Annotated in this window: 12 protein-coding genes; 6 read left to right on the top strand and 6 right to left on the bottom strand. The window is 74.3% G+C overall.

Features of this window, described 5'->3' with window-relative positions:
- Positions 1–12 precede the first annotated feature (12 nt).
- Entirely contained in the window at positions 13–1,443 is a 1,431-nt protein-coding gene (locus ACIBG7_RS23065; protein WP_397337542.1) for an alpha/beta hydrolase, read from the top strand.
- Here the strand turns inward: ACIBG7_RS23065 and ACIBG7_RS23060 are convergent.
- Positions 1,376–1,921 (bottom strand): DinB family protein, encoded by a 546-nt coding sequence (locus ACIBG7_RS23060; RefSeq protein ID WP_397337541.1) that lies wholly within the window; start codon positions 1,919–1,921, stop codon positions 1,376–1,378. The two genes, ACIBG7_RS23065 and ACIBG7_RS23060, sit on opposite strands and share 68 nt — an antisense overlap.
- Positions 1,922–1,927: 6 nt before the next feature.
- Positions 1,928–2,332 carry a VOC family protein gene (locus ACIBG7_RS23055; RefSeq protein ID WP_357926776.1) on the bottom strand — a complete coding sequence of 135 codons (405 nt, stop codon included), beginning with the start codon at positions 2,330–2,332 and terminating at the stop codon, positions 1,928–1,930.
- 79 nt (positions 2,333–2,411) lie between these two features.
- Here ACIBG7_RS23055 and ACIBG7_RS23050 point away from each other — a divergent pair, with 79 nt between their 5' ends.
- On the top strand, positions 2,412–3,344 hold the full coding sequence (locus tag ACIBG7_RS23050) for a helix-turn-helix transcriptional regulator (RefSeq protein WP_397337540.1): 933 nt from the start codon (positions 2,412–2,414) through the stop codon (positions 3,342–3,344).
- A gap of 9 nt (positions 3,345–3,353) precedes the next feature.
- Here the strand turns inward: ACIBG7_RS23050 and ACIBG7_RS23045 are convergent, their stop codons facing one another.
- Positions 3,354–4,226: an alpha/beta hydrolase gene (locus tag ACIBG7_RS23045; RefSeq protein ID WP_357926780.1), complete on the bottom strand. Its 873-nt coding sequence runs from the start codon at positions 4,224–4,226 to the stop codon at positions 3,354–3,356.
- A 153-nt stretch (positions 4,227–4,379) separates the two neighbouring features.
- Between ACIBG7_RS23045 and ACIBG7_RS23040 the strand changes: the two genes are divergently transcribed.
- From ACIBG7_RS23040 to ACIBG7_RS23030, 3 genes are all read left to right on the top strand, one after another.
- The gene (locus ACIBG7_RS23040; protein WP_397337539.1) at positions 4,380–5,099 is read left to right on the top strand and encodes an ABC transporter ATP-binding protein; all 720 of its coding nucleotides are present in this window, start codon (positions 4,380–4,382) and stop codon (positions 5,097–5,099) included.
- Complete coding sequence (locus ACIBG7_RS23035; RefSeq protein ID WP_397337537.1) at positions 5,096–7,546, top strand: FtsX-like permease family protein; 2,451 nt, start codon at positions 5,096–5,098, stop codon at positions 7,544–7,546. Before ACIBG7_RS23040 ends, ACIBG7_RS23035 begins: the two co-directional genes overlap by 4 nt.
- A 77-nt stretch (positions 7,547–7,623) precedes the next feature.
- Complete coding sequence (locus ACIBG7_RS23030; protein WP_397337536.1) at positions 7,624–9,360, top strand: GNAT family N-acetyltransferase; 1,737 nt, start codon at positions 7,624–7,626, stop codon at positions 9,358–9,360.
- Between the two features lie 151 nt (positions 9,361–9,511).
- Here the strand turns inward: ACIBG7_RS23030 and ACIBG7_RS23025 are convergent, their stop codons facing one another.
- Positions 9,512–9,874 (bottom strand): toxin-antitoxin system YwqK family antitoxin, encoded by a 363-nt coding sequence (locus tag ACIBG7_RS23025; protein ID WP_397337535.1) that lies wholly within the window; start codon positions 9,872–9,874, stop codon positions 9,512–9,514.
- A 67-nt stretch (positions 9,875–9,941) separates the two neighbouring features.
- Positions 9,942–10,763 carry an NAD(P)H-binding protein gene (locus ACIBG7_RS23020; RefSeq protein ID WP_397337534.1) on the bottom strand — a complete coding sequence of 274 codons (822 nt, stop codon included), beginning with the start codon at positions 10,761–10,763 and terminating at the stop codon, positions 9,942–9,944.
- A 108-nt stretch (positions 10,764–10,871) separates the two neighbouring features.
- On the opposite strand from ACIBG7_RS23020, the gene ACIBG7_RS23015 reads away from it, so the two are divergent.
- Positions 10,872–11,651 carry a hypothetical protein gene (locus ACIBG7_RS23015; RefSeq protein WP_397337533.1) on the top strand — a complete coding sequence of 260 codons (780 nt, stop codon included), beginning with the start codon at positions 10,872–10,874 and terminating at the stop codon, positions 11,649–11,651.
- Here ACIBG7_RS23015 and ACIBG7_RS23010 read toward each other — a convergent pair.
- Positions 11,640–12,290, bottom strand: coding sequence for a Type 1 glutamine amidotransferase-like domain-containing protein (locus ACIBG7_RS23010; RefSeq protein WP_397337532.1), 651 nt, complete (start codon positions 12,288–12,290; stop codon positions 11,640–11,642). The genes ACIBG7_RS23015 and ACIBG7_RS23010 overlap by 12 nt on opposite strands.
- Positions 12,291–12,305 lie beyond the last annotated feature (15 nt).

The following is a 12,305-nucleotide window of genomic DNA, read 5'->3' as shown; positions in this document are numbered from 1 at the left end:
GGAGGAAATCGCATGAGACTCGTAGCAGCACTCACCGCTCTGACCCTCACCCCCGCGACCGCCCCGGCCCAGGCCGACGCCCCCCGCTGGCAGCCCTGCGGACCCGACGGCCAGGTCTGCACCACCGTGCAGGTGCCCGTCGACTGGGCACGGCCCGGCCAGGGCGCCCTCACCCTGCGCGTCGCCAAGCTCCCGGCCACCGGCGAACGCCGCGGCAGCGTGCTCTACCTGCCCGGCGGCCCCGGCAAGGACGGCATCCAGCAGTTGGAGGAGGCCCGGGCCGTGCTGGCCGGCTTACGCCGCGGCTTCGACGTGGTCACCTTCGAGACGCGCTACCAGAAGACGATGGCCCTGCCCCAGCCGTCCTGCGCCGCCTCGGCGCCCCTGCTGACCGAGCCCCGCGACCGCGCGGACTTCGCCCGGCAGGCCGCGGCGCTGAAGCAGCTCGCGGTCAAGTGCGCGGCCGACGGCGGCGGCCTGATCGCCCGCGCCGACTCGGCCTCGGCCGCCCGTGACGCCGACGCGGTCCGCCGCCTGCTCGGCGAGCGGCGGGTCGGGATCACCGCGGAGTCGTACGGCGGCATCACGGCCACCGCCTACGCCCGGCTCTTCCCCGGCCGCGTCAGCGCCCTGCACCTCGACTCGACCGTCGACCTGACCCGGCCGGTGCGGTTCGGCACCGCCGCCGAGAAGATGTTCGACCGCTTCGCCGCCTGGTGCGCGGCCAACCCGTCCTGCCGGCTGCACGGCCAGGACGTGCGGGCGGTCTGGCGCGAGCTGATCGCCCGGGCCGACGCCGATCCCTTCCCTGGTCCAGGCGGCGCCCGGCTGACCGGCTTCCACCTGCAGATGGCCGCCACCGGCTTCGTCGTGCCCGGCAACTGGCCCGCCTTCGCCAAGGCCGTGGCCAAGGCGCGCGACGGCGACGCCTCCGACTTCGCCATGCAGTCGGCGGGACTGTCCGGCATGGCGAGCCGGCCCAAGAACCGGGCCGCCTGGTGCGGCGACGGCTTCGGCCTCCGGACCTACCGCGACTACCTGCGCACGCGCGAGGAGTCGCTGGCCGACTCGCCGTCCTTCGGGCGGGCGGGGACGTGGCTCGGCCTGATCTGCTCGGGCTGGCCGTACCGGCCGCCGAACCCGCCGCGGCCCATCCCCGGCGACCGGCTCCCGGCGGCGCTCGGGACCGCGTCCTGGACCGACTACCAGGCGACGAGCAGCCTGGCCGGGAGGATCCCCGGGTCGGTGACCGTACGCCAGGACGGCCCCGGGCACGTGCTCTACGTCTCCGGCGCCAGCCCGTGCGTGGCCCGGCACGTCGAGAACTACTTCCTGCGCGGCGAGCTGCCCGCTGCCGGGACGCTGTGCCCGGCGGTCACCGTCGGAGATGGAGGTCGCGGAGCAGCGACACCTCAGCCCCGTGATGGATCGCCTCGCGGTTGATGTGCAGCACGAGGTCGGCGAGCGGCCGCTCGGCGTACATTCCCTCGGCCTCGCCGCACGGGCGAAGCAGGCCGCCCTCCCCGAGGGCGGCCACCCCCGTGTTCCACGCCGCATAGGCCGCGTCGAGCTGGGTGAGCGCCTGCTCGGCGCTGCCGGTGTAGTCGAAGGTGTCGTAGGACACCGGCGGCCCGCCGAAGTGCGCGGCCACCCGCAGGCCGAAGACGCCGACGACGAGGTGCGCCAGCCGCCAGGCGATCGTCGTCACCGGCGGCGGATCCGCCTCGGGAGCGTAGTCGATCACGTACGCGCCCGACCCCACCGCAAGGGCAGGGTCGGCCGCCTCCCGCCGGCGCACGTTCCAGCTTCCGGGCACGGGCTCCCAGAGGTACTCCTCGTCCGAGAGCCCGTCGAACCGCGGGCGGAGCTGGTTGGTCCAGTGCCAGTCGAGCTGGTCACGTAGGTGCGCGTTCCAGTCCATGGCCGGTCACTTGCCCAGAACCTCCTGGTAGTGAACGTTGTGCATGACGCCGAGGATGTTGCCGAACGGGTCGACGACCGAGGCGGTCACGAAGCCCGGCCCCTGCTCGGTCAGCGGCATGTACGGCTTGGCCCCCAGCTCCAGCAGCCGGTCGAGCGCCGCCTGGACGTCGTCGACGTACCAGTGCAGGACGATGCCGCCGGGCGCGTCCGGTCCCGGAGGGGCGTAACGCCGGTCGATGATCCCGAGCTCGGTCTCGTAGTCGCCGAACCGCCACTCGTAGTAGGCGGCGGGCTGGCCGTTGCCGGGCCGCTCGAAGTAGGGCTGGGCGCCCAGCAGCTCGCTGTACCAGGTCTTGGCCGCTTCCATGTCGTCGGCCCAGAGGTTGACGGTGGCCGGTCCTCGCAACATGTGGTTGCCCCTTTCGCTCTCTACGACCATAGGATCCGGTGCGGAACCTCCGGTTCCTCAATGCCAGGAGGAATGCGGAATGTTGGAGACCTCGGTCCGGCTCCTGCGGTTGCTCGCGCTGCTGCAGTCACGCCCCGGCTGGAGCGGCGGCGACCTGGCCGGGCGGCTCGGCGTGACCACCCGCACGGTGCGCAACGACGTCGAGCGGCTGCGCATCCTCGGGTACCAGATCCACTCCACGACCGGCACCGCGGGCGGCTACCGCCTGGGCGCGGGCAACTCGCTGCCGCCGCTGCTGCTCGACGACGAGGAGGCGGTGGCGGTCGCGCTCAGCCTGCGCGCCGCGGCGGCCGGCACGGTCACCGGCATCGAGGAGACCTCGCTGCGGGCGCTCACCAAGCTGCGGCAGATGTTGCCCTCCCGGCTGCGGCGGCGGCTCGACGCGGTCGGCGAGGCGACGGTCTCGGTCGCCGGTCGCGGGCCGACCGTCGACGCCGAGACGCTCACCAGGATCTCGGCCGCGATCCGCGACCACGAGCAACTCCGCTTCGACTACTCCGGGCGGGAGGGCGGCACCGCCCGGCGGGCCGCCGAGCCGCACCGGCTGGTGTTCACCGGCCGCCGCTGGTACCTGCTGGCCTGGGACGTGGAACGCGCCGACTGGCGCACCTTCCGCACCGACCGCATCGCGCTCCGCACGCCCAACGGGCCGCGCTTCACCCCGCGCGAGCCGCCCAGCGAGGCCGGGCAGCACGTGGTGCGCTCGGTGGGATCGACGGTGTGGCGCCATCCGGCGCGGATCCGGTTGCACGCGCCGGCCGAGCGGCTGGCCGAGTTGCTGCCGCCGGCGGCGGGACTGCTCGACGACGACGGGGTGCTGGAGACCGGCGGCGACTCCTTCCAGTCGCTCGCCGCCTTCCTGGGCGGGCTCGGCGTGCCGTTCACCGTCCTCGACCCGCCCGAGCTGCGCGCCTACCTGCACGACCTGGCCGCCCGCTACGCCCAGGCGTGAGGCGGCGGGTCAGCGGTCCCCGTCGAGGATCTCGCGCAGGCGCGCGGCGAAGGCCTCCGGCTCGCCCGCCATCCCGAACTCGCCGCCGGCGAACCCGGCGTGGTGGCTGGGGAAGACGGCCGGCTCGACCCCGAGCCGCTCGGCCACGGCCGCACCGCCACGACCGGCGAGGGTCTCCGCCGACTCGACACCGACCGCCGGGACGATCCGGGTCGAGGCCGCGCGCAGGGCCTCGATGTCGGGCTCGTAGTGCGTGCAGGTGATGAGGTTCTGGCCGAGCAGCGCGTCGTCGCGCGAGCCGTCGTCCTCGGCCACCGGGAAGCCGGGCGGCAACGAGGCGGGCAGCGAGGCGAAGTCCGCCGGGATGTCGCCGGTCAGGCTCACCAGGAGCATGAACTTGGCCAGGCCCGCGGCGGCGCCCTTCTCCTGGTAGGCGCGCTCGGTGTCACGGACCGCCGCCAGCGCGGTCTCACGGTCGGCCAGCAGTTGCACGACCGGCGGCTCGTGCGGGACGAAGACGCGGACCTGCTCCGGGTGCCTGGCCACCAGCGCGAGGCCGTTCACCGCGCCGCCGCTGCTGGCCAGGATGTCCACCGGGCCCACGCCGAGCGCGTCGATCAGCCGGTGCAGGTCGTCGGCGTGCTGGTCGGGGGTGGACACGACGACGCCGTCGGTCTTGCGGCTGCGCGAGACGCCGCGCGGGTCGTAGGTGACCACCGTGCGGTCCTCGAACAGGCCGGCCAGGGTGGTGAACCCGCTGGCGTCCATCGGCGAGCCGATCAGCAGCAGCGTGGGCCGGTCGGACGGGGTGACCGGCTCCCGCACATCGTAGGTCAGCACGGCGCCGGGCACGTCAAGGGTGTAGGTCTTGGGCTCGCTCATGGGTTCCGCTCCTCTGTCGTCCACGTTCGCCAGGTAGACCGGCGAGGGCGCCGGAACTCATCGCACCCCCGGACATTTCTTCCTGCCAGCCCTACCCCGATCGGGCGGTTGGCAGGATTTCCGCTGGTCAGCCCGCTTCCTAGGGTTGTTCCTATGATCGACCACGTCGTCACCCTCACCGGGGTGACCAAGAACTACGGTGCGCTGACCGCCCTCGACAACGTCTCCATCGCCTTCCCCAAGGGCCGTTTCGTCGCCGTCATGGGTCCCTCCGGCTCGGGCAAGAGCACGCTCATCCAGTGCGCCGCCGCGTTGGACACACCCACCTCGGGGTCGGTCGTGATCGGCGGCGTGGACGTCGGTCCGCTCTCCGAGACCAAGCGCACCGAACTGCGCCGCGAGCGCATCGGCTTCGTCTTCCAGTCCTACAACCTGCTGCCCTCGATCACCGTCGAGGAGAACCTCACCCTTTCCCTGCGGCTGGCCGGCCGGCGTCCCGACCGGGCGTGGCTGGCCGAACTGGTCGAGCGCGTCGGCCTACAGGACCGCCTCCGGCACCGGCCCGCCGAGCTCTCCGGCGGCCAGCAGCAGCGCGCCGCGATCGTGCGGGCGCTGGCCGGCCGGCCCGACGTCGTCTTCGCCGACGAACCCACCGGCGCGCTCGACCTGCGCGCCGCCGCCCAGGTGCTCGACCTGCTGCGCTCGCTCGTGGACGACCTCGGCCAGACCGTCGTCATGGTCACCCACGACCCCGCCGCTGCGGCCCGCGCGCACGACGCCCTGGTCATGGCCGACGGCCGGGTGGTCGAGGTGCTCCGCACGCCCACCGCCGACGCGCTGGCCACCAAGCTGACCCGGCTGGGTGCGCTGTGATCAGAACCGCTCTGGCCATGTCCGGCCTCGCCGGGCTCGTGGTCGCCTTCTTCGCCGTCTTCGGCGGCATGGCTCTCGTCACCGGCACCGGTGTGATCATCGAATCGGGGCTGCGCTCCCCGCTCACCGGCCAGCGGCTCACCGGCGCGGACGTGCTGGTGTCCAGGCCGCAGACCGTCCGCGCGCCCGAGGACCTGCCGGTCGCCCTGCCCGAGCGGGCCGTCGTGCCCGCCGCGCTGGCGGGGGACCTGGCCGAGTTGCCCGGGGTCGCCGCCGCCGTGTCCGACCTCAGCTTCCCCGCCGCGCTGCTGACCGGACCGGCGGCCGTGCCGGTGTCCGGCCACGGCTGGTCCTCGGCCGCGCTGGCCCGCCAGAGCGGGCCCGCCCTCCAGGGGCGGGCGCCGCAGGGTCCCCGCGAGCTCGCCGTCTCCGCCGATCTGGGCGTACGGCAGGGCGCCACCGTCGAGGTGGTCGCGGGCGGGTCGAGAGGCGCCTACCGGGTGACCGGCCTGGTCTCGGCTCCCGGCGTCTACTTCGCCGACGACGCCGCCGCGGGCCTCGCCGGCCGTACCAGCGGCCCCCGAGCCGGCACCACCGACCTGATCGCGCTGCGCGCCGCCCCCGGCACCTCCGCCGAGGCCCTGGCCACGGCCGTCCGTGCCCGCGTGGGCGACGGTTATGTGGTCAGCACCGGCACCGCCAAGGGTGACGCCGAGTCCCCCGGCACCGCGGCGGCCCGCACGCTGCTCATCGCCCTGCCCAGTTCGATCGGCGGCATCAGCCTGATCATCGTCGGCTTCGTGGTGGGCGGCGGCATCTCGCTGTCCATCACCCGGCAGCGCCGCGACCTCGCCCTGCTGCGCGCCGCGGGCGCCACGCCCCGGCAGGTCCGGCGGCTCGTCGCGGTCCAGGGCACGGTCGCGGCGCTGGCCGCCCTGCCCTTCGGCGCCGCCGCCGGGTACGTGCTGGCCGGCCGGCTCGGCGACCTGCTGGTGCACGTCCAGATGTTGCCCGAGCGGCTGCCGCTCACCTACAGCCCGCTGCCCGCCCTCGGTGCGGCGCTCCTGCTGCTGGGCGTGGTCCGGCTCGCCGCCTGGGCCGCCTCGCGGGGGCCTTCGCGGATGCCGGCCACGGCGGCGGTGCGTGACTCGCAGAGCGAACCCCGCACGCCGTCCAAGGCGCGCTTCGTCATCGGGCTGGTCATCATCGCCGGAGCCTTCGGCCTGTCGGCGCTGCCGCTCTTCCTGCGGCAGGAGTTCGCCGCGATCGGGCCGACCATGGCCGCCCTGCTGTCGGTGGTCGGGCTCGCCCTCGCCGGGCCCCGGCTGGTGCAGTTCGCCACCGGGGTGCTCGGGCGGGTGCTGCCGCGCCGTACGCCCGCGCCGGTCTGGCTGGCGGTGAGCAACACCCACGGCTACGCCCTGCGGACCGCCGGGGCGGTCGCCGCGCTCGGCATGGTGGTGACCCTGACCACGAGCATGTCGCTCACGCACACCACGGTCATGCGGGCCACCGACGAGGAGAGCTCGAAGATCATCACGGCGGACGCCGTCGTCACCCTGCCCGCGGCCGGCGGCCTGCCCGCCGAGCTCCTGGCCGACCTCAAGGCCACGCCGGGCGTCCGGGCGGTGACCACGATGGGCACGACCACGGTCATCTCGGAGGACCTCGTCCTGGGCGACGGCTCGGAGAACCTGACCTCGCGCTCGGCCGCCGTGCTGGGCCCCGACGCCGGCGCGCTCGTGGACCTGGGCGTCACCGGCGGCAGCCTGCGCGACCTCAAGGGCGCCACGATCGCCCTCGACGCCGACCCGTCGCAGGTCGGACGCCATCGCAACCTCATCCTCGGCGACGGCACCAAGGTCAAGGCCCGGATCGCCGCCACCTACGACCGCGCGCTCGGGCTGGGACCGGTCGTCCTGGCGCGGGACCTGGTCGCCGGGCACACCACCACCGGCCTGCCCGCGACCGCCCTGGTCAAGCTCGACGACTCCGCGTCCCTGGACCGGGTCGCCGCCCGATGGCCCGGCCTGGAGATCGCCAGTGGCGCGGTCTCGCCCCGGGCCGCCGAGAACTCGGCGCAGTTGTGGATCAACCTCGCCGTCCTGGCGGTGCTGCTCGGCTACGTCCTGGTCTCCGTCGCCAACCGGCTGGTGGCCACCACCGCGGCCCGAGGCCCGGAACTGGCCGCGATCAGACGCCTCGGCGCCACGCCGCGCCAGCTCAAGTCGATGATCCGCTGGGAGGCGCTGCTCCTCGCGCTCACCGCCGCGGTGATCGGCCTGGCCCTGAGTGCCGTGCCGCTGATGGCGCTCAGCCTCGGATTCCTGGGCCGGCCGCTGCCGGCGGGCCCGCTCTGGCTGGCCCCGGCCTCGGCCGCGGCGGTCTGCGTGGTCGTCTGGCTCGCCCTCGACCTCACCGCCAGGAGGCTCATCCGGCGTACCTGACCGGCTCGGCCGGGGGGCGGTGGACGGTGCCGATCACGGCACGGGAGACTGATGGGCGAATTGAGGAGGAACCAGGCATGTTGACCGTTCTCGAGATTCCCCAGTGGCAGGGCTCCGGCTCCCCCACCGCCACCCGGCTGGTCGCGGGCGCCGCCCGCCTGGCCGCACTGATCGCCCCCGGCGCCCGCCACCTGCACGTGCCCGTCGACGGCTCGCTGGCCGAGACCGCCGCCCGGGTACGGCAGGCGTTGCCCGAGGACGGCTTCGTCGTCACCATCGGCGGCGACTGCGGCGTCGAGCTCGAACCCATCGCGGCGGCCCTGCGCCGGTACGGCTCGCGGCTGGCGGTCGTCTGGTTCGACGCCCACGGCGACCTGAACACCCCCGCCTCCTCCCCGTCCGGGGCCTTTCACGGCATGGTCCTGCGCACTCTGCTGGGCGACGGCCCGGCCGACCTGGTGCCCACGCCCGCGTTGCGGCCCGAGCAGGTGGCGCTGGTCGGCGCCCGGGCGCTGGACGCCGGTGAGCTCGACTACATCCGGGACACCGGCATCGGCGGCCTGGAGACGTTGCCCGAGGACGCGGTCGTCTACGTGCACATCGACCTCGACGTGCTGGCGGGCATCCGGTCGGTGGGCTACCCCGAGCCCGGCGGCCTCACCCCGGCCGCCCTGGCCGAGACGGTGGCCCGGATCGCCGAGCAGTACGAGATCGTCGGCCTGGGCATCACCGAGTACGCCCCGTCCGACCCGGCGACCGAGATCGACTGGATCGACGGCGACGACTCCGTTGACCAGAGCTCCACTGGCACCGGCAACCAGGGCAACGGCGGGGACCTCCCGGCTTCCGGGAGCGACCGCGACGGCGGGGGCCTTTCGGGCACAGGGGGCGACGGCGGGGACCCCCCGGCTTCCGGGGGCGACCGCGACGGCGGAGGTCTTTCGGGCGCAGGGGGCAACGGCGGAGGTGCCTCGGATCCCGGTTCCGTGTCGGAGCGCTGGGATGACGGGGGTGACTTCGCCCTGCTGAGCCGGCTGGTTCCCGAGCTGGTCCGGTTGTGCCGGGCCTCGGGGCCGTGGCAGATCGAACGCCGTGCCGCCAACGCCTGGCCCGCCGGGCAGGTGACCACCGCCGACGGCTGGCTGCTCCGGCACACCCCCGACGTCCCCCGCCGCCGCAGCAACTCCGCCCTGCCCCAGCTCGGCTCGGACCCCGCGCTGAGCGAGGTGCTCGGCGACGCCGCGCCCTTCCACCCCGAGCCCGCCCTGGCCGCCCTCGACCGCTTCTACGCCGGCCGCTCCCTCCCGGTGATCGTCCAGGTCACCCCCAGCGAGCACCGGCGCGGCCTCGACGACCTGCTCGCCGCCGCCGGTTACGCCGTGGGCGCGCAGGTGCTGATCCTCACCGCCGACGCCCGGCCGATCGCCGCCCTCGACACCGGAGCCGCCGCCCCCGTGGACGACCGGACCCGCTGGGCCGAGCTCTTCGAGGCGGTCACCGGCGACTCCTCGGCCATGGCGGTCATCGACCGGATCGTGCCCAAGTCCACCCTGGTCGCCAAGGACCGCGCCGGCCTGGGCCTGGCCGTCTCCGAGGACGGCTGGACCGGCCTGTTCTGCATGGCCACCCACCCCGGCTCCCGCCGCCAGGGCGTCGCGACCGCCGTGCTGGCCGCCGCCGCCCGGTGGTCGGTGGAGCAGGGCGCCGACCGGCTGTATCTACAGGTCGAGGAGGAGAACCAGGCGGCACGCGCGGTCTACGAGGGCCTCGGCTTCACCCTCGCCTACCGCTACCACTACCGCGTGCGCCCCTGAGAACCCCGCCGCCAACCACCATCACCACCGGGTGCGCCCCTGAGAACCCCGCCGCCAACCACCCTCACCACCGCGTGCGCCCCTGAGAACCCCGCCGCCAACCACTCCCACCATTGCGTGCGTCCCCCGAAGGACCCGCCGCCCTGCGACCTCAGCTCGCGGTTCGCAGGCGGTGGGTCTTGCGCTGGGTCTCGTTGCCGGCCTTGTCGTAGGTGACCCACTCGCCGGTCTTCTTCCCCAGGACGAAGACCCCCTCGTCGAGCACCGCCCCGGTGTCGTGCCAGCGCCGCCACGGCCCGTCCTGGACGCCGTCGACGAAGGCCCCGCGCTGGAGCGGCCCGCCGTCCTCCCGGAACCACTCCCATTCCCCGACGAGCTGGCCGGCCTGGTAGCTGCCCCTGGCCTTCACCCGCCCGTTGCGGTAGTAGAACGTCCACGGCCCCTGACGCCGGCCGTCAGGGGCGTAGTCGCCTTCGCCGGAGAGTTTGCCGTCCTTGAAGCGTTCCTCAGCCATGCCGGCGAGCATACGAGCGCCCGCCGACAGTTTCCGTCGTGCCGATCAGCGGCCGATCAGCGGCCGATCAGCGGAAGGACGCGGCGTTCTCCTGCGCCCAGACCGCGAACGAGCGAGCCGGCCGCCCGGTGACCTCCTCGACGGTCGGGACCACCGTGTAGCCGACCTCCGGGGTGTTGCCGAGCGCGTCGATCAGGAACTCGATGGTCTCCGCGCCCATGCCGAACCCGGCCCACATCTCCCGCGCCTGCTCCTCGCTCAGCTCCTCGAAGGTGATCTCCTTGCCCACCGCGGCGGCGAGCAGCTCGACCTTCTCGGTGGTGCGCAACGCCTCGGGACCGGTCAGCGTGTAGGTGCGCCCGCCGTGCCCGCCGTCGGCCAGCACCTTGGCCGCCACCGCCGCGATGTCGCGCTCGTGCACCATCGCGCTGAGCCGGCTGCCGAACGGCTCCCGGATGACGCCCTGGTGGCGCACGCTGTCGGCCCACCACTGGAGCGTGTTGGACATGAACTCCACCGGGTGCAGCAGCGTCCACTCGATCCCGGTCTCGGCGAGCGCCGCCTCCATCTCGCCGTCCTCGCGTCCGCCCAGGACGGTGACCCGCCGCACGCCCGCCTCGGCGAGCAGCTCCACGATGCGCTTGCCGTACGGCAGGGGCGCGTAGTCGTCGCCCGCGAAGTTGATCAGGTGCACGCCGGTGACGCCGTCGAACACCCCGGCCAGCGTGTCCGGCTCGCCCAGGTCCCCGCCGACGACCTCGACGCCCGCGGGCAGCTCGGCCTTGGCCGGGTTCCGGGTCAGCGCCCGCACCTGGTGACCGGCTTCGAGCAGCTCGGCGACGACGAGGCGGCCGACGGTCCCGGTGGCGCCGGTGACGAGGAAGGTCATGATGTCTCCTACGGATCCTTGCGGAACGGAACGATTGATTCCACTATAGCAGAACGGAACGCTTCATTCCAGCGGGAGTTGTCGGCACCGACCCGTAAGGTGCCGCGCATGACGGCCTGGATCCCGATCCGCGACCGGATCATCGCCCGCGACCCCCACGGCGTGGCCGGCCTGGTGCTCGCCTTGTCCCCTGAAGGCCGCACCGAGGTCGCCCGCCACCTGCCGGCCCTGCGCGACGAGCTGAACGAGGCCGACCCGGACGCCTGGGGAGACGAGGACAACGAAGGCGGGGACGGCATCGGCGGTCACGGCGCGGCCCTGCGTGTCGCGGGTGCGGGCGCGCTGCCGGGCCCGGCCGCGGTGGCCGCCTGGCTGACGCGGCGGGAGTTCGTCGCGCACTGGAGCGAGGAGATGGCCCCGGTGATCCGCGTCCTGACCGCCCGGCCCGCCGCCTGGCAGGCCGACCTCGCCACCCGCCTGACCCGGAAGATCCGCCGCGCCGACGACCGCAACGCGGCCCCGCTGGCGCTGGCCCTGCTGCGGGCCTGCGGCGCACCGCCGCCCGAGCACGACCCCCTGGTGGCCGCCTGGCTCCGCACCCGGCCCTCTCTCGACGACCCCCTGTTCGCACCCCTGCTGCCGCGGATCTTCGAGGCCGAAGGGGCCGGGCGGGCCTTACGTTCCGATCGCGTGGCCGGCCCGTGGCTGGCCCTGCTCCCCCGGGCGTCGGCCAACGGCCGGGTCTCCCGTGCCGCCCTCCTGGACGGCTGCCTCGGCCGCTTCCTGCGCGGCGGCGCGGAGACCGACCTGCGCTTCTTCATCCGGCTGCACCAGGCGCTCGCCGTCCGCGTCCACAGCACGTACGGCAAGCCGTACTCAGATCAGTGACATCTCAGTGCCCCTGACGACCAGGGCCTGGCCGTCCCGGAGCGTGCGGTGGGGCACGCCGTCGCGCCGGTAGGCCGCCGCGACGGCGTTCAGCGCGGCCGACTCCGGATGTCCCGGGGAGTCCACGTGCGGGACGAAAGCGAAGTCGAGAATCCCCAGCCCCGCCCAGACCACCGGCTCGCCGTACGCCGCGGGCACGGCCTCCGCGTCGTCACACGCCTCCAGCCCGCGCAGGCTGGGCGCCAGCACGCACGGGCCGGCGCTGTACCCGGCATAGACCAGCGCGTCGGCCCGGATCAGCGCGGTCAGCGCGGCGTCGGCCCCACTGCGCGCCAGGGCGTACCGCAACATGAACACGTTCCCGCCCCGCACCCACACCACCGGAAAGCGCGCGAGCTCGGCGGCCACCGCCCTACCCGGCCGGTCGAAGAAGTCGCGCAGATCGAGCTCGACCGCCCGCAACCCCAGCGCCGCCAGCGCCGTGACCTCCCGCTCGACCCCCGCCACCCGCTCCGCCGGAGGCTGGGCGTCCATGGCGTTGGCGATCACGGCCACCTCGCCCGAGGCGCGCCCGTCCAGCAGGTCCAGCAACGCCTCCGGGTGCTCGCCCATCCGGAACGAGGACAGATACATCCGCATGCCCAGACCCTACGG

Origin of the sequence: Nonomuraea sp. NPDC050328, from assembly GCF_044459405.1 — a bacterium.
Classification (GTDB): Bacteria; Actinomycetota; Actinomycetes; order Streptosporangiales; family Streptosporangiaceae; genus Nonomuraea.
Note: the sequence above shows the minus strand (reverse complement) of the source record. Positions and strands in the feature narration are given on the sequence as shown.